This is a genomic window from Agrobacterium larrymoorei, from assembly GCF_005145045.1.
Lineage (GTDB): Bacteria > Pseudomonadota > Alphaproteobacteria > Rhizobiales > Rhizobiaceae > Agrobacterium > Agrobacterium larrymoorei.
The window spans coordinates 2,179,272-2,200,475 of record NZ_CP039691.1; the positions used below are offsets into that span (position 1 = coordinate 2,179,272).

The 21,204-nt window shown below is 57.6% G+C and carries 17 protein-coding genes; 12 read left to right on the top strand and 5 right to left on the bottom strand.

Translation table 11 applies throughout. The annotated features are described in order from the left end of the window. The first annotated feature begins 121 nt into the window (after window positions 1–121). The 4 genes from CFBP5473_RS10505 to CFBP5473_RS10520 all read left to right on the top strand — a co-directional run bounded on the left by CFBP5473_RS10505 (window position 122) and on the right by CFBP5473_RS10520 (window position 3,920). A complete protein-coding gene (locus CFBP5473_RS10505; RefSeq protein ID WP_027675449.1) occupies window positions 122–1,516 on the top strand; it encodes an FAD-binding oxidoreductase in 1,395 nt (464 codons plus the stop codon). 73 nt (window positions 1,517–1,589) lie between these two features. Next, entirely contained in the window at window positions 1,590–2,378 is a 789-nt protein-coding gene (locus CFBP5473_RS10510) for an SDR family oxidoreductase (protein ID WP_027675450.1), read from the top strand. A 167-nt stretch (window positions 2,379–2,545) separates the two neighbouring features. Next, the gene (locus CFBP5473_RS10515; protein WP_136954348.1) at window positions 2,546–3,574 is read left to right on the top strand and encodes a prolipoprotein diacylglyceryl transferase; all 1,029 of its coding nucleotides are present in this window, start codon (window positions 2,546–2,548) and stop codon (window positions 3,572–3,574) included. Between the two features lie 142 nt (window positions 3,575–3,716). After that, a complete protein-coding gene (locus tag CFBP5473_RS10520) occupies window positions 3,717–3,920 on the top strand; it encodes a hypothetical protein (protein WP_027675452.1) in 204 nt (67 codons plus the stop codon). A 3-nt stretch (window positions 3,921–3,923) separates the two neighbouring features. Here CFBP5473_RS10520 and blaOXA read toward each other — a convergent pair whose 3' ends face one another. Continuing rightward, window positions 3,924–4,688 (bottom strand): class D beta-lactamase, encoded by a 765-nt coding sequence (blaOXA, locus tag CFBP5473_RS10525; RefSeq protein WP_342585338.1) that lies wholly within the window; start codon window positions 4,686–4,688, stop codon window positions 3,924–3,926. Between the two features lie 175 nt (window positions 4,689–4,863). Here blaOXA and CFBP5473_RS10530 point away from each other — a divergent pair, with 175 nt between their 5' ends. The 5 genes from CFBP5473_RS10530 to CFBP5473_RS10555 all read left to right on the top strand — a co-directional run bounded on the left by CFBP5473_RS10530 (window position 4,864) and on the right by CFBP5473_RS10555 (window position 9,762). Then, window positions 4,864–5,757 carry a LysR family transcriptional regulator gene (locus CFBP5473_RS10530; RefSeq protein ID WP_027675454.1) on the top strand — a complete coding sequence of 298 codons (894 nt, stop codon included), beginning with the start codon at window positions 4,864–4,866 and terminating at the stop codon, window positions 5,755–5,757. A gap of 140 nt (window positions 5,758–5,897) precedes the next feature. After that, window positions 5,898–7,190 carry an Hsp70 family protein gene (locus CFBP5473_RS10535; protein ID WP_027675455.1) on the top strand — a complete coding sequence of 431 codons (1,293 nt, stop codon included), beginning with the start codon at window positions 5,898–5,900 and terminating at the stop codon, window positions 7,188–7,190. Window positions 7,191–7,233: 43 nt separating this feature from the next. Then, complete coding sequence (locus CFBP5473_RS10540) at window positions 7,234–8,118, top strand: uracil-DNA glycosylase (protein ID WP_027675456.1); 885 nt, start codon at window positions 7,234–7,236, stop codon at window positions 8,116–8,118. 150 nt (window positions 8,119–8,268) lie between these two features. After that, window positions 8,269–8,457, top strand: coding sequence for a hypothetical protein (locus CFBP5473_RS10550; RefSeq protein WP_027675457.1), 189 nt, complete (start codon window positions 8,269–8,271; stop codon window positions 8,455–8,457). A 345-nt stretch (window positions 8,458–8,802) separates the two neighbouring features. Continuing rightward, on the top strand, window positions 8,803–9,762 hold the full coding sequence (locus tag CFBP5473_RS10555; protein WP_027675458.1) for a mitochondrial fission ELM1 family protein: 960 nt from the start codon (window positions 8,803–8,805) through the stop codon (window positions 9,760–9,762). 111 nt (window positions 9,763–9,873) lie between these two features. Here CFBP5473_RS10555 and CFBP5473_RS10560 read toward each other — a convergent pair whose 3' ends face one another. Together CFBP5473_RS10560 and CFBP5473_RS10565 are read right to left on the bottom strand one after the other, a co-directional pair. Continuing rightward, the gene (locus CFBP5473_RS10560) at window positions 9,874–10,686 is read right to left on the bottom strand and encodes a hypothetical protein (protein ID WP_210163859.1); all 813 of its coding nucleotides are present in this window, start codon (window positions 10,684–10,686) and stop codon (window positions 9,874–9,876) included. A gap of 320 nt (window positions 10,687–11,006) precedes the next feature. Continuing rightward, window positions 11,007–11,945, bottom strand: coding sequence for a DMT family transporter (locus CFBP5473_RS10565; RefSeq protein WP_027675459.1), 939 nt, complete (start codon window positions 11,943–11,945; stop codon window positions 11,007–11,009). A 334-nt stretch (window positions 11,946–12,279) separates the two neighbouring features. Between CFBP5473_RS10565 and CFBP5473_RS10570 the strand changes: the two genes are divergently transcribed. The 3 genes from CFBP5473_RS10570 to CFBP5473_RS10580 all read left to right on the top strand — a co-directional run bounded on the left by CFBP5473_RS10570 (window position 12,280) and on the right by CFBP5473_RS10580 (window position 18,996). Beyond that, complete coding sequence (locus tag CFBP5473_RS10570; protein ID WP_051441277.1) at window positions 12,280–13,392, top strand: methyl-accepting chemotaxis protein; 1,113 nt, start codon at window positions 12,280–12,282, stop codon at window positions 13,390–13,392. A 368-nt stretch (window positions 13,393–13,760) separates the two neighbouring features. Beyond that, window positions 13,761–16,409 (top strand): aminopeptidase N, encoded by a 2,649-nt coding sequence (gene pepN / locus CFBP5473_RS10575; protein WP_027675461.1) that lies wholly within the window; start codon window positions 13,761–13,763, stop codon window positions 16,407–16,409. A gap of 187 nt (window positions 16,410–16,596) precedes the next feature. After that, entirely contained in the window at window positions 16,597–18,996 is a 2,400-nt protein-coding gene (locus tag CFBP5473_RS10580) for a PAS domain-containing sensor histidine kinase (protein ID WP_084631648.1), read from the top strand. A gap of 6 nt (window positions 18,997–19,002) precedes the next feature. Here the strand turns inward: CFBP5473_RS10580 and CFBP5473_RS10585 are convergent, their stop codons facing one another. Continuing rightward, entirely contained in the window at window positions 19,003–20,118 is a 1,116-nt protein-coding gene (locus CFBP5473_RS10585; protein ID WP_027675462.1) for a metallophosphoesterase, read from the bottom strand. Window positions 20,119–20,788: 670 nt separating this feature from the next. Then, window positions 20,789–21,190 (bottom strand): VOC family protein, encoded by a 402-nt coding sequence (locus CFBP5473_RS10590; protein WP_027675463.1) that lies wholly within the window; start codon window positions 21,188–21,190, stop codon window positions 20,789–20,791. Window positions 21,191–21,204 lie beyond the last annotated feature (14 nt).

Genomic DNA, 21,204 nt, shown 5'->3' on the forward strand with positions numbered 1-21,204 from the left:
GGCGACAACTCCACAGACTTACGTTTACGTAATATGCAGGTTAGCCCAGCCCTTGCGCTGCGGTCAAGCGCGGATTACGGCTGCATCCGAACCTTACCACGGCAGAGTTTCGGAACCGAACATGACCAAAACCCCTCAAGAACTGGCGGAAGCGTTGCGCCTGCTCCACCCGGATTTGCATGTGTCCGGCCCGGATGCGCTGGCCGGTCGCGACCCCGGCGAGCATCCGAAAAATCTTGATGCGGGCGTGATGGCCAGCCCCTCCTCCACCGAAGCTGCGGCAGCGCTCATCCGCTGGTGCAATGAGCAAGATGTCGTGATTGTGCCGCAAGGCGGGCGCACAGGGCTTGCCGGTGGGTGCGAAAGCAGGCCGGGTGATGTCATCCTGTCTTCCGCGCGGCTGAATGCCATCGAGGCCATCAATGAGGAAGAGCGCACCGCCATCGTGCAGGCGGGCATCGGCTTGCAAGCACTTCAGGAAGCCGCTGCCGTTCATGGGCTCACCCCCGGCATCGACCTGCCCTCGCGCGGCACCGCCACGCTGGGCGGCATGGCATCCACCAATGCAGGCGGGCTGCTCGCCTTTCGCAACGGCGTTATGCGTCATCAGATACTGGGTATCGAGGCTGTCCTGCCGGATGGCAGCGTCTTTTCGGATATGACCCGTGTCGTGAAGGTCAGCGCTGGAACGGATCTCAAACATCTGCTGATCGGCGCGGAAGGTGCGTTTGGTTTCATCACGCGGCTGGTGGTGAAGCTGGAGCCGCTCCGGCCTTTCCGCGCAACCGCCATGCTGGGTGTAAACAACGCAGCATCGGCACTTGCCGTTGCCGCACATCTCATCCGCGCGCCGGGGCTCACGCTCGAGGCGGCGGAAATGATGTGGCCGCTTTTCATTCGCGATCACGCCCGCATTCGCAATTTCGACCTGTCATGGCTGCCGGAAGAGGCGTCGGCCTTCATCGTGGAGGTCTCCGCCGTTAGCGAAGAGGCCGCCATCTCCGGGCTGGAAGAGGCGCTTGCGGAGATTTGGGAGGCGCAGGATCTGCAAGGCGGCATCGTTGCGCAATCGCTCGATCAGGCCCGCCGTTTCTGGGTGCTGCGAGAGGAATCCGGTTTCTACTACGATATCTATAAGGACCCGATCTCGCTTGACGTATCACTGCCGCCAGCAGCGCTGGATGCCTATGTCGCAGGTCTACGGCAGCGGCTCTACGCCCTGAACCCGGACTATCATGCCTATGTTTATGGCCATATTGCCGATGGCAATCTGCATCTGACGGTGGCGCGAGACCGGCCGCAGGATGAGGCCGAGGTGCTGCGCATCGAGGACGCCGTTTATACCGGCATCCGGGAAGCGGGCGGCAGCTTTTCGGCGGAACACGGCGTCGGCTTCGAAAAGCGCCATGGCTATGAAAATTACAGCGATCCCGTAAAGCGCGCACTCGCCATCAGTATCAAGAGGCTGCTGGACCCCAAGGGGCTGTTCAATCCCGGCAAGGTGCCTTTTGCGTGAGGAGTTTGCGCTGCGGACCTTCAAATCCTTAGCGTCGCTAACTATTAATAAGCCAGTTCTTCAGGAGGATAACATGGATTTCGGTATTTCCGGCAAGCGCGCACTCGTTCTCGCCTCGTCTCGCGGCCTTGGCCTTGGCATTGCAACGGCACTGGCCAAGGAAGGCGCAAATGTACTTCTGGTCGGGCGCAGCGGTGAAAAGCTCGATGCCGCCGCCAAAGCCATCAACGCGCTCGGCAAGGGCAAGGCGGATTGGGTTTGGGGTGATCTGGGCGATGAAAATTTCGTGCCCTCCATGCTCGAAGCCGTAAAGACCAAGCTCGGCGGCATCGATATCCTCGTCAACAACACCGGCGGCCCGACGCCGGGTCTCGCGCAGGATATCACGGCGGAAAAGCTCGATAGCTTCTTCCAGTCCATGGTGTTGCGCGTGGTGACCCTGACCAACGCGCTGGTACCGCAGATGAAGGAGCAAGGCTGGGGCCGCATCCTCACCGTCGCCTCCTCCGGCGTATTCGAGCCCATTTCCAATCTCGCTTTGTCCAACACGCTGCGCGGCGCGCTGGTGGGCTTCAATAAGACGCTCTCCACCGAACTTGCAGGCCTCGGCATTACCGCCAACATGCTGCTGCCGGGCCGCATCCATACGGATCGCATCGATGAACTGGATGGCGCCAACGCCAAGCGTCTCGGCAAGAGCGTGGAAGAAATCCGCGAAGCATCCGTCAAGAGCATCCCCGCCGGTCGTCTCGGCAAGGTGGAGGAATTCGCCGCCGCCGGTGCCTTCCTCTGCTCGGAGCCTGCCAGCTACATTACCGGCACCATGCTGCATGTGGATGGCGGCGCGGCGAAGTCGATCTGACAAGGCTTAATCAGGCGCCCGACGCGCCCATGATTGTTATTTTTGATAATTATCATGAAAAACAGCAGATGCTCCAGCATTTGATTAAAATGCTGGAGCATAAATGCACTGAAATTTCGGGGGTCTGCCCGCATTGTCTGGTTAATTCCAACTCTTGCGCGGTCATCATGCTCGAAAATATCCTCTCCCCTACTTCCACCTCATATACGTCCACCGGAAGCAGCTCCGGTTCGTCGGCAAGCCAGACCTCGTCCAGTCAGGGCTCCACGGGCCAGTCGTCGGGCACTTCGTCTACGACCACCCAGAGCTCGGAGACGCAAGGCGGCTCAACCGCATCGTCCTCGTCCAATGCCTCGCAGACAAGTGCCGGAACGACGCCTGCCTCGTCCACGGACACCACGGATAGTCAGGACACGGACGACGGTACCTATACTTCTTCCACCGGAACGAATGCTTCGAACAATTCCGGGGAGGCAACTGCGGCTCCAGCTGAGCAGACCTCCCCTACAGAACCTGCATCCGCCACCAATGTTCAGGGTGAAGAGACATCGTCTTCATCTCCCCATGCGGAAACAGAAGCTGCTTCGGGACAGGACAAGTCAGGTGAAACGGCACCGGCTGCCGCCGATAACCATGTGACCGAACCGGAACATCAGACCACAGAGCCCCCGGCAATAGGAAGTGCTACTAACGATGCCGCGCCCTCTCAGGAGCCGAGCGCCACGAAGATTGAGCACAATCAAGAGAGCGGACCGGCGCCCAGCGAAACCAAGCATCAGGATCAGACGCCTGCCGCCTCGACAGCAGCGAACAACGCCGATGCCGAAGAAGCACCGGCAACGTCCGCAGGCTCCAATGAGACTTCGCCTTCAAAGACTGTAGAAACGCAAGAGGAAGTGTCCTCCCCGCCGGTCGCTCAACCCGTATCGGATACGGCGGCAACTACGACAACCAAGACGAAGGCATCCGACAGAATTCAGCTGCAAATCGCCCCGCACACCGGCGGTAACGCCGATATCGAGCAGGAAGAGGCTGAACAGCAAAATCTTGCTTTGCGCGCGCACCAGAACCGACTGGTGGCCGGACTTCTCGACTCCATCATCAAGGGCACCAGTACTGAAAACTCCACGCTTTTCGGTACGGACGAGTCGGAGGAAAATGTCAGCCTCATCGAGAAGTATTACGCGGAAGCGTAATGCGGGTCTGGGGCGTTCCCTTGGTAAGTGAAAACATTCTGCGGGAGAAGGTTTTCATTTAACAACGGAACGCTCTGGGCTATCGTCGGTATCCGTACCGCATCTCGAACACGGTACGGGTAACGCCGGGAGATTGCCGCTCATGCATATTCTTCGCATCATCCTGACCATTCTCGGCGTGCTCATCACGCTGATCGGCCTTATCTGGGTTGGGCAGGGCACGGGTTATTTCCCCTACCCCGCCTCTAGTTTCATGATCAATCAGAGCCCATGGATATTGCGCGGTGCGCTGATGGCGTTAGGCGGCTTGGTTCTGATTTTCGTGGCAAGGCGCATTCTGCGCTGAAGGTCACTTTACCAGCTTCGGCAGGTCGGCGATCAGCGAGTCGCGGGTGAAGAAACTGATCGGCTCTTCGCTCTTCCAATCCTGAATGTTCAGCCGCGCGAATACCACCTTGCGCCCATCCTTCTGCGCCCAGCCAACGAACCAGCCGAGCCAGCTGTCGCCGTCGAATTTCCCGGCTTTCGTGCGCATGCGGCCCGAACCGGTCTTGCCATGCACCTGCCAGCCATCGGCGGCGGAAAATTGCGGGATGACGGCTTCCGTCTTGGCGAAAGCCTCGCTGGAGACAGGGAGCTTGCGGTTGACGAAACGGCGCACGAAATCCGCTTGGCCGTCACCGGAAATCTTCAGCGAAGACATGAGCCAGGCTTCCGTCAGCCCATCCGTCTGGCCTTTCACGCCGCGCACATCCGCATTGCCGTATTCGAAGCGGCGGGCGTAGTCGGCAAACTTTTCCTTGCCCAAACGGCGGGTAATTTCCTGCGAGTACCAGACGATGGAGTCCTTCTCCCAGATGGTCGGGTCCGTGGTTTCCTGCTCGCGCTTGGGGCGTTTCCATTCCGCCCTGTACTCCCAGCGCGGCGTCGTTGCGTCCTTCAGAATACCGGCGTCGTAACCCATCACAGCCAAAGGAAATTTGAAGGTGGATTGCGGCGCAAAGCCTTTGTCGCAAGTGCCTTCACGGTGCAGGGCCTTGCCGCTTTCCGCATCCAAAATGACCGTGCAATGAACCTTCTGGCCAGCAATTGCCTGCGCTGAGGGAAGCCACATGGCTGCGGCGGAAAGGCAAAGAGCCGATATCAGTCTCTTCGTCATGGGCATGAAAATCTCCTTTATTCCCAACGTCTGAAAGACGGGTAGCGGAGTTTAGGCCGGTTTGCGCCAGTGCGGCAAATGATGATATCTGCCTTCAGACATGAATTAAACTTGGCCATCGGAACGCTACATGGTTCGCCCTCACCTTCCGCTGAATGCGTTGCGCGCTTTCGAGGCAGCAGCCCGGCACTTAAGCTTCACCCGCGCAGCCATCGAACTCTGCGTCACGCAAACCGCGATCAGCCATCAGGTCAAGCTTCTGGAAGATCGGCTCGGTGCGACGCTCTTCCGGCGTTTGCCGCGCGGACTGATGATCACCGACGAAGGCTTGGCACTTCTGCCGACACTTCGCGATTCCTTCGACCGCATGGCCGATATTCTTCAGCGTTTCGAGGATGGGCATTTGCAGGAAGTCCTGACGGTTGGCGCGGTCGGCACCTTTGCCGTCGGCTGGCTGCTGCCGCGCCTTGCCGAGTTTCACGAACTCTACCCATTCATCGATATCCGCCTGTCCACCAACAATAACCGTGTCGATATCGCCGCCGAAGGTCTCGATTTCGCCATCCGCTTCGGCAATGGCGCATGGCACGATACGGAAGCGGAGGAGCTGTTCTCTGCCCCGCTTTCCGCGCTGTGCATTCCCGCTATCGCCTCGCAACTGGAAGGCCCGCAGGATATCGCGCAACACACGCTGCTGCGCTCCTACCGCGCGGATGAATGGCCGGAATGGTTCGCGGAAGCGGGCGTTCCCTCACCCCGCATCAAGGGCATCGTTTTCGACTCCTCCGTACCCATGGTGGAGGCTGCGGTTCAGGGCGTGGGCATCGCACTCGCCCCGCCCCTGATGTTCCAGCGCCAGCTTTCCTCCGGCGATCTCATCCAGCCCTTTCCGGTCTATGTGTCGAAAGGCTGCTACTGGCTGACCCGGCTGAAATCCCGCCCCGTCAGCAACGCCATGGCCACCTTCTCCGCATGGCTGCGAGACAAGGCCGAAGAGATGCGGGATCGCCCGTCAAAAAACTGACGCAGCGCGCTTGCTATTCACATTTCGCTGTGCGATCACGCGCCCTCCTCAAAACAGGCGGGCGCGGTTGCGCGCCTTTTATTGACCCGATGCCACCAGGCTTGCGGGTACATCTTTGTTGACGCATAAGGATTTCAGCTATGGCAGGAACACTCGGCCTCGATTTCGGCACGACCAACACGGTCATGGCACTTTCCGACACCGGCACCACCAGCCATTCCATGCGCTTCACCTCGAACGCAGGCACGACAGACAGCATGCGCACCGCGCTTTCCTTCATGAAGGATAACGCACTTGGTGCCGCAGCCTTGCACGTCGAAGCCGGTCAGGCGGCCATTCGCCAATTCATCGATAATCCCGGCGATTGCCGCTTTCTGCAATCCATCAAGACCTTCGCCGCCTCCTCTCTGTTTCAGGGCACGCTGGTCTTTGCCAAGCGTCAGAGCTTTGAAGACCTGATGGAAGTCTTCCTGCGCAAGCTGAAATCCTATGCCGGTGAAGAGTGGAAGGACGATGTTTCCACCGTAATCGCCGGTCGCCCCGTGCGCTTTGCGGGCGCGAACCCGAATGAGGAGCTTGCCCTTCAGCGCTATAATGAGGCGCTGACTCGCGCGGGCTTCCCGCAAATCCATTATGTCTACGAGCCCGTGGCTGCCGCCTATTACTTCGCCCAGAGCCTGAAGAAGGACGCCAATGTTCTCGTCGCAGACTTCGGCGGCGGCACCACCGACTATTCGCTGATCCGCTTCGAGACCCATGGCGGCAAGCTTTCCGCCACGCCCATCGGCCATTCCGGCGTCGGCGTCGCGGGCGATCATTTCGACTTCCGCATGATCGACAATCTAGTCTCGCCTGAAATCGGCAAGGGCAGCAAGTTCAAGAGCTTCGACAAAGTCCTCGATGTGCCCGCCGGTTACTACGTCAATTTCGGTCGCTGGAACCAGCTTTCCATTTTCAAGACCACCAAGGAATTTTCCGATCTGAAGTCGCTGGTGCGCTCAGCACTGGAGCCGGAAAAGCTGGAAATGTTCATCGAACTGGTGGAGCATGATGAGGGCTACCCGCTCTATCAGGCCATTTCCGCCACCAAGATGGCGCTTTCCTCGCAGGAAGAGGCTGAATTCAACTTCTCGCCGCTGGGTGCCGCTGGCCGCAAAATGGTCAAGCGTTCGGATTTCGATCAGTGGATTTCCGACGATCTCGCCAAGATCGAAGAGGCGCTGGACGAGGTGCTGGTGAAGACCAACACCGCGCCTGAGGCCATCGACAAGGTGTTCCTCACCGGGGGCACCTCCTTCGTGCCAGCCGTTCGCCAGCTTTTCACCCGCCGTTTCGATGCCGATAAGATCGAGAGCGGTGGTGAGCTTCTTTCCATCGCCCATGGTCTCGCCATGATCGGTGAAAGCGGTGATATTGAACGCTGGACAGCGTGAGATTGGGGTATCCCATGCCGGAAACATGGGATAACGTCACGCCATGATCTCGGCTCAAGACTTACTCCCGGCAGAACTCGCCGCACTTCTGCATTTCCATGCGGATGCGGGGGTGGATTGGCTGCTGGAAGATGAGCCGCTGGATCGCTTCGCCGAATTTGCCGCCAGCCGACAGAGCCGCGCGCCCCAGAGAAGCCCCGAGCCACAGCAGCGAGAGACGCAGCAGCGACCCTCCTCCCCGCAAGGCGCAACCTCGCGTGCGTCAGCATCTTCCCGCAACGCCGCACCGCCGCCAGCCGCACAGGTCAATGTTGCACTTCCGGATGATCAGGCGATTGCTTCCGCCCGCTTTGCCGCCGAAAGCGCGCGCTCGCTGGCTGAGTTGAAGACCGCGCTTGAAAGCTTCAACGGCTGCAATCTCAAGAACAGCGCCCGCAACACCGTCTTCGCCGAGGGCGATCCTTCTTCCGGCATCATGGTCATCGGTCCCATGCCGGATGCGGATGACGACCGCGAAGGCCAGCCCTTCGTGGGCAAGACAGGGCTGCTGCTGGATCGCATGCTTGCGGCCATCGGCCTCAACCGCGCTACTCTTTTGCTCACCAATGTCGTGCCATGGCGCCCGCCGGGCAACCGTCCGCCCTCCGGCCCGGAGATGGAAATCTGCCGTCCTTTCATCGAGCGGCAGATTGCATTGGCGGAGCCGAAAGCACTGTTGCTTCTCGGCAACTCTACAGTTCGTTTTTTCTTCGGCGGTTCCGGCACCATCCATACACTGCGCGGACAGTGGCGTGATGTCGCAGTTGGCGCTGGTGTCGCGCCCGCTATCGCAACGCTGCATCCACAGGAGCTTTTGAACGCTCCGGCCAGTAAGTCATTGGCATGGCAGGATTTATTAGCTTTCCAGTCTCGCTTGCGCGAAATGTAAATGCTTACCTTTTGACCAATGTAAATGATTTATGAAAAAAGCCATGCAAATGGTGCATAACAGCGCCGCATTTGCCCGGATTGCCGAATCCTTACCGCACTGCAATAAGCATAACTGTCTTGGGAGGAATAGGTTTAAGGAACCAAGGCAATGACCACTCGCTTCCGTCCGGTACATTCCGGCTTTGAAACGCTCCGTCTGGCGGGCCTCGGCCCACGCTCCAGCCAGGGCTACCACCGTTTCGGTGGGACGAACGAACAGCTGACCGCTCGTGCTTCCACGCAGCAAGTCCGCACGACTCGCCCTTCGGCTGTCTTCGCGGACTTCCGCGAACGCTAAGAACGTTACGCTTGCAGCAACCTGCTCAAGCATAAAGATATCCGACGCTTCGCAGCGCCTTTCTTCGGGAAGGCGCTTTTGCGTTTTGGGTGTACCTCTCCAATTAAACCATTGTAATAGCCTACGATGTAGTTTCCCCTCACCTGTCGAGAAGTACAGGACTGCGGATAAGGCACCCGTCTAATATCTTGAACGAAATGGGTAGAAGACAAGCTGATGGTTGCGATTTTGGATGCAAACGTCATCGTATTCCTTTAACGGCTCATCTCGACACTCACTGCGCGAGTTACGGCGATAGGCTTTGGGAGCGCAAGCTAAAAGAGACGCTCGTTTGGGACACAACAAATGGAAATGGTGAAGTCGTGGGTCGTCAGCGAGCCGAAAATTGGGACTCTCAGCCAATGTCTGGCGGTCGCAAGGTATTTTGATGCTTGCCCGATCGAAAAGTCATTCGTTCACAAAAAGCGGCTCCTCAGGATTTTTGATCCGCCGATTTTCAGACGATCCGAACCCAGCCCGGGATTAGTGGTGTCCTGCGGATATCGCTCTGAGCCGAGAGTGATGCGCATCAAAAAAGCGTTCAAAGGCGCCCCCGTCACCGTCCATCTTCAGGTTCCGAGGATAGAGGGCTATGACCTTGTATTCGTTTCGCGCCATGACTGGATGACGTCTTACGAAGATCGCGCTAATTACCACCAGATGCTAGGCGTTCCTCACCGTTTCACGCCGGATTTCTGGGAACACAACCGTAGTGAAGCTCGAGCGAAGTACGCTCTTGAAGAAGATCAAAAACTGGCAGTGGTGCTCTTAGGTGGCACAAATGGCGCTTACGATTACGACGCAGCGGCCATCGACACCATCAAGCAATCCATTGAATCTCTTGTCGCTCGCGACTGGAAAGTATTGGTTTCGGTGTCCCGCAGGTCTAGTGACGAGACACAGAGCCAGATTGCCTCAATAGCGTCCAGAAATGTAGTGGTTTGGGATCGAAAGTCGGAAAATCCATACGTAGACTACCTAGCCTCAGCAGACGCCTTCTTGGTTGCCAAGGATTCCGTCACCATGCCTTGCGAAGCGTTGTCTACGGGAAAGCCTGTATACAGTTTGAATTTGACACATATACCGGGAAAGCGCCTCGAAAAGTTTGAGAGGTTTCACGCCGATCTTACGGATACGCTCAAGTTGACACGAAATTTCGAGGGCGACTTGCTGCCTTACGATTATAGGCCCCCGAACGAAGCACAGCGAATTGCCGGAATCGTAGAGACTTATTTAAAAGAAAAAAGAGCTGCCGCATCGAGATAGACCATCGTCTACGGGCAGAACTCCACTGGACAACAGCATCCTCGGTGATGGCAAGAGATGCCAAACACCAGAGATGCGAGTGTTAGATGTTCCCGTTAATCTGAGAACAAGCTAACCAGCAAGGCTGGAACCACTGCGCGAGACGTCGCCATCCTGCTGCGCAAGAGCATCCAGAAACGCATCATTCACATGGCAGAACTTGATTGCCTGCCAGCGGCAATATTCTTCCAGAAAATCCCGGGAAAACCACATGCCGCTGCGCAGCGAGTCGTCTACCCAGCCCATGGTGCCCTGCTCGGCGGCTTTGTTGAGAAGGCGCTGGAGGTGGGTGCGTGACATCATGAATTCGGCTGCCAGCGCACGCGCGTCCACATAGCCGATCTCGATCCGATCATGCTGCCGGTCGGCATCTTCGATGCGGCTGATGAATTCGTCCATGACCAGTGCACCGGCTTCCGTCCAGAGAAAAAGGCCAACACGCTCCGGCGGCTCCACCCAGTCGCCGTTGCTGAGGCAAGCACGGGCGGACTGAGGCTGCGCCAGGCCGAACAGGGCCGGATTGGCCATCAATGTCTGCGCACGCGTGCCGTTATCCAGACTGTCCAGAGCCGCCAGATTGGCCACATACCAGCCAAACATCGATTGCTCGCTGACAGACGTTGCGCGATAGCGCCGAGGCCTTGCCGTGGGGCGCCCAACCTTTTCCACGTAGCGGTAGATTTCTAGCTGATCGAGGTAGTTCTGCACGGTATTGCGGCTTGCAATGCCGTTTGGCGTTACGAACTCACGCAGTTGCGCCACCGTGAAGCCCTGCTGCCCCTCTTCGATATTCAGCGCCATGCCGATCTGCGTCATCAACCATTTCTGGTGGGCAGACAGAAGCCGGGCTATCCGTGGGTTTTCGTTGAAACTTCCTCTCAGCATCCGCGCCAAATTCCTCACCGCGGCCAGAAGACCAGGATGAGCAACAAGTTCTTCATGCGAATATCTCATGCGCGGTCCCAGAGAACGCCTGCGGGGCAGGACGACAGACAATAATTCATAAGAAAGAAATCAAACAGGAGAACGCATGGATTCGTTCCCTCGGCCTGACGCTTGCCAGACGCTTTTATGTGCAGTTCCCCAACCACAATATGCCACCCAAAGTTACCTCGCCTTCCTCCCACACCCTCATACCATATTTGTTCAAAATAGAACAAAATTTTAATGAAATTTCACAGGTGTTTTTTTGCAGGCGGTAGCCGCTAGCCTTGAGGTGTCGAGGCTTTTCTTGCAGCCTTGCGCTGCAGGCCGAGCTGATGCTCCCGGAAGATGATAAAGATGCCCGCACAAATGACGATGGAGGTGCCGATCAGCATCGTAATCGTCGGCACATCACCGAAGAGAAAATAGGAAACGCAGATACCGAGCAGGATGGAGCTGTATTCGAACGGCGCGATGGTCGACACTTCCGCGTGCCTGTAACTTTCCGTCAGCAGGATTTGAGCGATGCCGCCCGCAATGCCCGATGAGATGAGAAGCACTGCCTGCTTAAGGCTTAACCACTCCCAGCCGAAGGGCATGCTGATTGCGGAAATAAGTGCGCCCGTCAGCGAGAAATACAGAACGATGGTCGCCGTCTTTTCCGTCACGACCAGTTGGCGCACCTGAACCATGGCAAGGCCACCCAGGATGGCCCCGGTCAGCACGGCCAGTGCTCCGATGCCTTCAGCCGCGGCAAAACCGCCCTGCTGCAACAATGTCATCTTGGGCCAGAGAATGATGATGACGCCGATCATGCCCACCAGCACCGCCGAGCAGCGGTAGATCCGCACCTTCTCGCCCAGCATAAGCGCGGCAAAAACCACGGCCATCAGCGGCGAGGCATAGCCGATCGCAATGAACTCCGGCAGCGGCAGCAAGGTCAGCCCGTAAAAACCGCAGATCATGGACAGAATGCCAAGAAAACCGCGTTTGAAATGGCCGAACAGATTTTCGGTGTGAAAAGCACTGCGAAGACTGCGCAGCCACATCAGGTAAATAACGATGGGGATGATGGCGAAGGCCGAACGGAAAAAGCTGATCTGTCCCGCTGGAACATCTGGTCCGGCAGCCTTGATGCAGGTCTGCATCACGAGAAAAAAGGCAACGGATGTCAGCTTGAAACTTATTCCCCGGATGGGGTTGTAGATGTCGGCACTCATCGGGATTTTAATGATCGAGGTTCGCTGGCGCGGGCCAGTTTCGTTAAACTTTGGACCCGAAGCGCATGCACAGCAGATCGATTGACGCAAATCATTAGATCACGCTGAACAGTCTCGGTAAACCGATTATCGATGCACGAGATGCAATTGCTATAACAATGGGCTTAAAGCTTAAAATTAAAGCAAAGATGAGACTGCAACTTCAAGCAGTGATGTTGAAAGCAATTATTAACCAAGAAGCACTCTACTTTACTACAGTAAATTCGACCCGTTCAAAATCAAACTGGCGCGGTTAGTCATTATAATCGATAATAACTTTTAGAGCGGCAATCCTATGACCAGCGCAGCACAGGCAATCCAGAAAGGGTCGCTTCCTCCGGCCACACCGCGCACCATGCGCGTGGTTACGGATGGAATGTCCAACGATCTCAAGCGGTTCAGCAAGGATAACAGCCACATCGTCAAGCAGATCAGGCTCCTGGCCATCAATGCCCTGATCGAGGCGGCCAGAGCGGGTGATGCAGGAAAAGGTTTCTCCGTCGTCGCCAACGAAGTGCAGCGGCTGGCGCAGATCGCGTCCGATATTTCTTCCACTTTCGAGCATAATGTGCTCAGCCGCATCGGTCTCAGCCGGGATATGGCTGAGGCGCTGGTGGAGGAGATGGAGGGTGTGCGCCTGATGGACACCGCTCAGACGCTGGTGCAACTCATCGTGCGCAACCTCTTCGAACGCACGGCCGATGTGCGCTGGTGGGCAACGGATACGGCTCTGTGGCAGGCCTTGCAGCAGCCGAATGAGGCGAATGTCGCCTTCGCGTCGGAGCGTCTCGGCGTCATCAACCGTTTCTACACGGTCTATATCGATCTGGTCATGACCGACCTTCGCGGCAACGTCATCGGCTCCGCCAATCCCCGCTTCCAGCGCAGTCTTCAGGGCCGCAGCCTGAAGCTGGAGCCCTGGTTTATCGCAGCCTCGCAATGCCGCAGCGGCGATGAATATATTGTCGATCAGGTGAAAAGCAGTCCTTTGCATGATGACCGGGACGTGCTGGTCTATGCCACCGGCATTCGTGAAGACGGCAAAAATGACGGCCCGCTGGTCGGCACCCTCGGCGTTTATTTCGACTGGCAGGATCAGGGTCGCTCCATCGTGGAGAAGGAAGCCAATCTTCCACCGCAAGTGGCGCAGCGAACCAAGGTCATGCTGATCGATGGAGACATGCGGGTCATCGCCAGCAACGATCCCGTTCTCCGTTTCTCGCGCTATCCTTTACAGAATCAATCCGGCGCCATGCGCGGCAGTTATTATGATGGCGCAGGCTCCATCGTCGCCTTCGCCAAGACGCTGGGATATGAGGATTATGACGGCCTAGGCTGGTATGGCGTGATCGTACAGCAGACGGAAAACGAAGATATTATTCGCGATCTTCTTGGGATGAAGGCGTAACAGTGCACGAACATCCAAGACCACAGTCGAAACTATCACCGTGAAACCGCTCTTTTGCGAAATCTGCCAGACAAGTTTTGCGGAGAAGCTTCGACTTATATTAAATTGATAACCAAAAGACCGTTTTGGCATAATATAGTTCGAGCGCCGCCATAATTTCAGTAATCGTTCAACATTTCATGGAATGATGTGCCAATGCGAGACACATCCGGCGGCGCATGGATACGTATGTCTGGCAACAACCCTTGAGGACGGCATGTCCTTCGCCTCTCCCATGATGGTGATGCGTATCAACAAGTTTACTTTCAGCCATCGTGTCCGCATGATGGTCAGGCAGCGGCAGACGCAAGGTTCATTCAGGAATAGTTATGCGAACAGATACAGGCCAGATTGTTCAACTGGCGGATTATCGCCCAACCGATTTCGTCCTTGAACGGGTTGACCTCACATTCGAACTTGATCCCACGAATACCAAGGTCGAGGCGCGGCTGATTTTCCATCGCCGTGAAGGCGCCGACAAGGCCGCTCCTTTGGTATTGGATGGCGATGAACTGACGCTTTCCAGCGTTCTTCTGGATCAGATCGAAATTCCAGCCGCGCAATATGACGTGACGCCGGATAGCCTGACGATCCGCGATCTGCCGGAAGAAACGCCGTTCGAAATCTGCGTCACGAACTACATCAACCCGGAAACCAATACCCAGTTGATGGGTCTTTACCGCACCAATGGCGTTTATTGCACGCAGTGCGAGTCCGAAGGCTTCCGCCGCATCACCTATTTCCCGGACCGCCCGGATGTGCTGGCACCCTACACCATCACCATCATTGCCGCGAAGGAAGGAAACACGTTCCTTCTCTCCAACGGCAATTTCCTCGGCGGTGGCAATTATGACGAGGGCCGTCACTTCGCTGCCTGGTTCGATCCGCATCCGAAGCCCAGCTACCTCTTCGCGCTTGTCGCAGGTGATCTCGGCCTTGTCGAAGACACCTTCACCACCATGTCGGGCCGTGACGTCGCGCTGAAAATCTACGTCGAACATGGCAAAGAGCCGCGCGCGGCCTATGCCATGGATGCGTTGAAACGCTCCATGAAGTGGGACGAAGAGCGCTTCGGTCGCGAATACGACCTCGATATCTTCATGATCGTCGCTGTGTCCGATTTCAACATGGGCGCGATGGAGAACAAGGGGCTGAACGTCTTCAATGACAAGTATGTTCTGGCCGACCCTGAAACCGCGACCGATGCCGATTACGCCAATATCGAACGCATCATCGCGCATGAATATTTCCACAACTGGACCGGCAACCGCATCACCTGTCGCGACTGGTTTCAGCTATGCCTGAAAGAAGGCCTGACGGTTTATCGCGATCAGGAATTTTCCTCTGATATGCGCTCGCGCGCCGTCAAGCGCATCGCCGATGTGCGTCACCTGAAATCGGAACAGTTTCCGGAAGATGGCGGTCCGCTTGCGCATCCGCCGCGCCCGGATAAATATCGCGAAATCAACAACTTCTATACGACGACCGTCTATGAGAAGGGCGCCGAGATTACCGGCATGATCGCAACGATCCTCGGTGAAGACGGCTTCCGCAAAGGCATGGACCTTTATTTCGAGCGTCACGATGGGCAAGCCGCCACGGTGGAAGATTTCGTCAAGTGTTTCGAAGATGCGACCGGTCGCGATCTGAAGCAGTTCTTCCGCTGGTATATTCAGGCTGGAACGCCGCTCGTCAGCGCTTCGACAACCTATGACGCAGCAACCTCCACCTTCACGCTTTCGCTGGAACAGACCGTTCCGCCGACCCCCGGTCAGAGCAAGAAAGAGCCGCTGCACATCCCTCTCTCCACGGCACTCATTCTGGACAATGGCCAGATTGCCGAACCTTCCAAAGTTGAGGGCGGCGAGTTCAAGGATGGTGTTCTGCATCTGACGGAACGCAGCCAGACCTTTACCTTCTCAGGCGTATCCTCGCGCCCGGCGCTGTCGCTCAACCGCAGCTTCTCTGCGCCCATCAATCTGCATCTGGAGCAGTCCGCGGACGATCTCGTGCAGATCGCACGCCATGAGACGGATATGTTCTCCCGCTGGCAGGCGCTTACCGCGCTCGCCATGCCGAACCTCGTCAAGGCAACGCAGGCCGTTCGTGCAGGAACAGAGGTCACCGTCGATCCGGCCTTCCTTTCCGCATTGATTGAAATTGCCGGTGACGAGCACCTGGAACCGGCCTTCCGCGCGCAGGCGCTTGCCCTGCCAAGCGAAGGCGACGTGGCCCGTGAAATCGGCAAGGACAATGATCCGGACGCGATCCACAAAGCGCGCAATGCCATCATGCGGGCAATTGCGACGAGTGGCATCGAAACCTTCAAGGCACTGTTCTCGAACTCCGAGGACACAGGCGCCTACTCGCCGGATGCGACCAGCGCCGGACACCGTTCTCTGCGCAATATTGCCATGAGCTATCTTTCCTTTGCGGAAGAAACGCCAGCGCGTGCAGCGGAAGCCTATGCCGCCGCCTCAAACATGACCGATCTTGCCCACGCGCTCAGCGTTCTGACGCAGCGTTTCCCTGAGTCCGCTGAAGCCTCGAATACACTCGGCAGCTTCGAAACCCGCTTTGCCGACAACGCACTCGTCATGGACAAATGGTTTGCGCTGCAGGCTGCAATTCCGGGCGATGGTGCGCTTGCGCGCATCAAGTCGCTGATGGCCTCGAAGCACTTCATCGCCACCAATCCCAACCGCGTGCGGTCGCTCATCGGCACCTTCGCCTTCGGCAATCCAACCGGCTTCAACCGCGCGGATGGCGAGGCCTATAACTTCCTCGCCGAGCAGATCGTAACCATCGACAAGCGCAATCCGCAGCTCGCTGCGCGCATCCTCACCTCCATGCGCTCCTGGCGTTCGCTGGAGCCCGTTCGTGCCGATCATGCACGTGCCGCGCTCTCCACCATCGAGCGCTCCTCCGGCCTGTCTACCGACGTGCGTGACATCGTTGAACGGATGCTCAAAGCCTGACGTAACGTGACCTAGGCGGCCCGCAAAACGGGCCGTCTACAACCTCAAAAAAAAGGTTGAGTCGGTTCAAAGGGTTAAAATTCTTTTAACCTCAAGCTCTGGACAAGGCGAATCGCCTTTGATTCATTACGTGTAGATTCGAGCGGCGGCGCTTCGAATTTTACACGAGGGACATCAAGGCGGGACAATGACAGACGTGCGGCGGGCGACTGCGGGCGATGAGCGCTCGTATGCCAGATTTGCTGAAATCGCGGCTTTGGCTGAAAAGCTTTCGGGAGGCATTTTGCCTGCCGGAAAACCTTTCGGAAATCTGCTGCAGATGCCCCGCATGGAAACGCTTCTCAAGCGTCTCATCCCCCTTCTCATCCTCGCCTTTCTCGTCGTTATCGCAGCATCGCGCATGTTCGGCATCACGTCCGAATATGCGCGCATGGAAGAAGCCGCACGCCAGACGACCGCCCTTTCCGCCTTAACGGCTCGCGCCGCTCTGACCGGCGTCGAAACCCTTTTCACCACGCAGGATCGCGCAGCCGTCGAAAGCAGGCTGAACGCCTCCTTCCCCGCTGGTAGCATGAATGACGACACGGTCATTCTCGTTGCAGGCATGAATGGCCGCGTGTTCGGCGGCGTCGGCACGCATGCGGCAAAATATGTCGGCACCTCGCTGACCGCACTCCTGCCGGAAATCGCTATCGTTCGCCGCTTCCCCGGCGCTCCGGGCACCATCGAAACCGATATCGAGAACGTCGCACATTACGCCACCATGCTGCCGCTCGGCACCGATGGCGGCATGATTATCGCTGCCCGTTCGCTGGAGCCCATCCGTGCGTTCTGGCGCAGCGAAGTCGCCATGAACGTCACGCTCTTTGCGGGCATCTCCTCCATTCTCCTCGTTATTCTCTATGCCTATTACATGCAGGTGAAGCGCGCCCGCACGGCGGACGAAGTGTTCGTGGAATCCAATCTGCGCGTCGAAACCGCCCTGTCTCGCGGTCGCTGCGGATTGTGGGATTTCGATCTAGGTTCGCGCCGCATGTTCTGGTCCACCTCGCTCTACGAAATTCTCGGCCTGCCTCCGCGCACCGAGCCGCTCTCCTTCAGTGATGCGGCCCGCATGATGCATTCGGAAGACGGCAATCTCTATGAGCTTGCGCGCTCCGTCGGCTGTGGCGATCTGCGCCAGATCGACCAGATTTTCCGCATGCGTCACACCCACGGTCACTATGTCTGGCTGCGCGCCCGCGCTCAGGTCATCCACACCGCCAATGGCCCCCGCGTCATCGGCATCGCCATGGACGTGACGGAGCAGCACCGTCTGGCACAGCGTTACGCCGAGGCCGATCAGCGCTTGGCCGACGCCATCGAATGCACCTCCGAAGCCTTCGTGCTGTGGGACAAGAATGACCGTCTGGTCATGTGCAACACGCACTTTCAGCAGGCATACGGCCTGCCGGATAGCGCGCTGGTGCCGGGTTCCGAACGCGCCGTGGTCTATGCCGCAGCTGCACGCCCCATCGTGGAGCGCCGCGTGGCCGATCCGGATCAATCCGGCCTTTCCCGCACGACTGAAGTGCAGCTTGCCGATGAGCGCTGGCTGCAGATCACTGAGCGTCGCACGCGCGATGGCGGTCTGGTTTCCGTTGGTACCGACATCACCCTTCTCAAGCGCCATCAGGATCGCCTGCGCGAATCCGAACGCCGCCTGATGGCGACTATCGGAGACCTTTCCGCTTCCCGCCACAAGCTGGAGCGGCAGAAGACCGAGCTTTCGGACGCCAACGCGCTTTATCAATCCGAAAAGGAACGCGCCGAAGCTGCCAACAAGGCAAAGTCCGAGTTCCTCGCCAATATGAGCCACGAGCTGCGCACGCCGCTCAATGCCATTCTGGGCTTTTCGGAAATCCTCGTGGCGGAAATGTTCGGTCCTGTCGGCTCGCCGAAATACAGCGAATATGCCCGCGATATCCACGATAGCGGCAAGCATCTGCTCAACGTCATCAACGACATTCTCGATATGTCGAAGATCGAGGCGGGCCACATGCGTATCAACCGCGAAAAGGTCGATCTCGCCCCGCTGGTGGAAGAAACGTTGCGCCTCACCGCCATCCAGGCCGCGCAGAAGAACATCACCATCCATCAGCGCGTCTGCAAGGACATGCATATGAGCGGCGACCGCCGCGCCATGAAGCAGATCATGCTGAACCTGTTGTCCAACGCGGTGAAGTTTACCGATGAGGGCGGACGCGTCCTGCTTCGCACCCATGTCCACCACAAAGGCCTCATGCTCACCATAGCCGATACCGGCATCGGCATCCCATCGGCCTCGATCAACAAGATCGGCCAGCCTTTCGAGCAGGTACAGAGCCAGTATGCCAAGAGCCAGGGCGGCTCCGGTCTCGGCCTCGCCATCTCCCGCTCGCTGGTGAAACTCCACGGCGGCTCGATGAAAATCCGCTCCAGCGAGGGCAAGGGCACCGTGGTCACCCTCTTCATCCCGCATGTGGATGTCATCCGCGAAGTCCCGCCCTATCTGGCCTATCAGGCCAGAACCAAGCTCGAGCTTCTGCGCTCCCACAAGCTGAACTGAAAAAGCTCACCTTGCCCGTAGCGTAATGCGGGTAAGTTCCGAGGGAATGCCGAGCCGCAGCGCAAAGCCCGGCCACAGCGCAGTGCCGTTGTTCACATAAAGCCGCATGCCGCCAACATCGTAGAAGCCGGAAACGAAGCCGTTATTCGGCCCTGCAACCACCTTGTCCAAACCAACGATCATGCCCCCATGGGTATGGCCGGAAAGCTGCGCGGCAATACCCAGCTTCGCGTTTTCCGCCGCTTGTCTGGGTTGGTGGTCGAGCAGTATAATCGGTGCGCCTGCTGGCGCTCCCCTCACCGCGGCAGCAACATCCGGCACGGGAAAACCCGTCCTGCTGGACGAGAGATCGGTGACACCCGCGATGACGAGTTCAGCACCGTTGCGCTCGATCACGGCGTGGCTGTTCGCCAGCGTCGTCATGTTGAGGCTCTGATAATATTTCATCCACTCTTCGTAACCGAAGAAATATTCGTGATTGCCGGGAATGGTGAGCACGCCATCGCGCGCCCTCAGGTCAGCAAGCGGAGCAATATCCATCGTACGCGCCTCCACCTTGCCATCGATGAGGTCACCGGTGATGACGATCAGATCGGCATTGAGCGCATTGGTCCTTTCAACAACCTCTCTCGTCCAGAAGGCGGGAAACAACCGGCTGATATGCAGGTCCGTCAGCTGCACCATCTGGTAGCCATCGAATTCCGGCGATAGCCCCGGAATGGCAATCTCGATATCCTTCAACGGCGGAACGCGCAGAGCCTGCGTCACCGCAAAGGCCGAAAACCCGAAGGCAACCGCCGCCATCGCGTATCGAACACCCACGGGCACCAGCGGAAAATGCCCCTTGAACGGCATCATGATCAGCGACACCACATCGAGCGCGATCTGGAAAACCGCAAGCAGCAGGATGAAACCGAACAGAAGATTGAAGCCGATGATCAGCGGCCTCGGAAACTCAGGCGAGAATACCGACCCTGAAGAAATGCGGCTGAACAGGTGATACTGCGAAGCTCCCAGAAGAAGAACGGCAAAGGCGATCTTCAACGACCATATCCATGGCAAAGGCTGAATAAAGCGAGCCGCCACGACCAGCCAGGGAAGTCCAAAAATCAGGTGAAACATCAAGCACTCTCGTTTTAGCTCTGGCTACGGGTGGGAAAAGCCATCGGATCAATTGCCGAAGCCCGGGATTTGATCCATGCGGAGCTCCATTTCATCAAGTGGTGGGGCTAAGGCGCGATGCAAAGGGTCACACTGCGCCGGGAAGGATTGACGGCGAGCGTTTCCACTCGTCTCTTCGGCATTGACTGGTGAGTAATGAGTTGGCTTTACCGAAAAGCTTTATCCTCGCAACACCCTCTACCGTCATCCTCGGCCTTAAGCCACTGCTGTTCGTTTGAGATATGGGGACTTGGTATAGGTATTGATTACATTTCGTTTTTTGCACTCTGTACGAACTCGGACTCGCCCGTGCAACGCTTGCTATGAATGTGACAACGGCACTTCCCACGTCCGTCATCCCGGACTTGATCCGGGATCCAGCCAGACCAAGTCCTTGGTCTGAAAGACTTTCTTTGCCGCGCAGACGCGCGTCGGCTGGACCCCGGCTCAGGGCCGGGGTGACGGGCGGGGGAACTGTTCTCGCCCCAAAACTACTAACCCAGTTTAAACCGGAAAGTAGTGGGTCAAGCCCCAAGATGACGCCGTGCATCGCGGCGCCTCACATTTTCTTCGCGAGCAAAGCTTTTCATCGTGCCCGAGGTCAAGAACGCTGCTAGCGATTAACGCCTCCTCAAGCCGCCGCCTTATTCACATCGTAACAAACAAACGCCAGCTTGTTGCCATCCGGGTCGCGCAGATAGGCGGCATAGAAGCCCTCGCCGTAATCCGGGCGCAGACCGGGCGCACCCTCATCGGCGCCACCGAGGCCCATGCCGATTTCATAAAGCTTGTCGATCTTGCCAGCGCTCTGGATGAGGAACGCCGTCATAACCCCGTTGCCAACATTGGCGCTTTCGCCGTTGAACGGGTAGCCGGTGGCGAAGCGTGGTGCGTTGGCATCCGCCTTGTCGCCCCAGAAAGCCACCTGCTCATCCTTGAAGCATTGCTTCAGGCCCATTTCGCTGAAAATCGCGTCGTAAAAAGCAACAGCTCGATCAAGATCTGTCGTGCCGACCATCGTGTAACCAATCATTTGAAACCTCTTTC

Bases quoted from the DNA above. Each gene is read 5' to 3' on its own strand.
- CFBP5473_RS10540 (WP_027675456.1), top strand. From the start codon at position 7,234: ATGATCTCGGCTCAAGACTTACTCCCGGCAGAACTCGCCGCACTTCTG.
- CFBP5473_RS10520 (WP_027675452.1), top strand. From the start codon at position 3,717: ATGCATATTCTTCGCATCATCCTGACCATTCTCGGCGTGCTCATCACG.
- CFBP5473_RS10530 (WP_027675454.1), top strand. From the start codon at position 4,864: ATGGTTCGCCCTCACCTTCCGCTGAATGCGTTGCGCGCTTTCGAGGCA.
- CFBP5473_RS10535 (WP_027675455.1), top strand. From the start codon at position 5,898: ATGGCAGGAACACTCGGCCTCGATTTCGGCACGACCAACACGGTCATG.
- blaOXA (WP_342585338.1), bottom strand. From the start codon at position 4,688: ATGTGGCTTCCCTCAGCGCAGGCAATTGCTGGCCAGAAGGTTCATTGC.
- CFBP5473_RS10590 (WP_027675463.1), bottom strand. From the start codon at position 21,190: ATGATTGGTTACACGATGGTCGGCACGACAGATCTTGATCGAGCTGTT.
- CFBP5473_RS10505 (WP_027675449.1), top strand. From the start codon at position 122: ATGACCAAAACCCCTCAAGAACTGGCGGAAGCGTTGCGCCTGCTCCAC.
- CFBP5473_RS10550 (WP_027675457.1), top strand. From the start codon at position 8,269: ATGACCACTCGCTTCCGTCCGGTACATTCCGGCTTTGAAACGCTCCGT.
- pepN (WP_027675461.1), top strand. From the start codon at position 13,761: ATGCGAACAGATACAGGCCAGATTGTTCAACTGGCGGATTATCGCCCA.
- CFBP5473_RS10515 (WP_136954348.1), top strand. From the start codon at position 2,546: ATGCTCGAAAATATCCTCTCCCCTACTTCCACCTCATATACGTCCACC.
- CFBP5473_RS10555 (WP_027675458.1), top strand. From the start codon at position 8,803: ATGGAAATGGTGAAGTCGTGGGTCGTCAGCGAGCCGAAAATTGGGACT.
- CFBP5473_RS10570 (WP_051441277.1), top strand. From the start codon at position 12,280: ATGACCAGCGCAGCACAGGCAATCCAGAAAGGGTCGCTTCCTCCGGCC.
- CFBP5473_RS10580 (WP_084631648.1), top strand. From the start codon at position 16,597: ATGACAGACGTGCGGCGGGCGACTGCGGGCGATGAGCGCTCGTATGCC.
- CFBP5473_RS10585 (WP_027675462.1), bottom strand. From the start codon at position 20,118: ATGTTTCACCTGATTTTTGGACTTCCCTGGCTGGTCGTGGCGGCTCGC.
- CFBP5473_RS10565 (WP_027675459.1), bottom strand. From the start codon at position 11,945: ATGAGTGCCGACATCTACAACCCCATCCGGGGAATAAGTTTCAAGCTG.
- CFBP5473_RS10510 (WP_027675450.1), top strand. From the start codon at position 1,590: ATGGATTTCGGTATTTCCGGCAAGCGCGCACTCGTTCTCGCCTCGTCT.
- CFBP5473_RS10560 (WP_210163859.1), bottom strand. From the start codon at position 10,686: ATGCTGAGAGGAAGTTTCAACGAAAACCCACGGATAGCCCGGCTTCTG.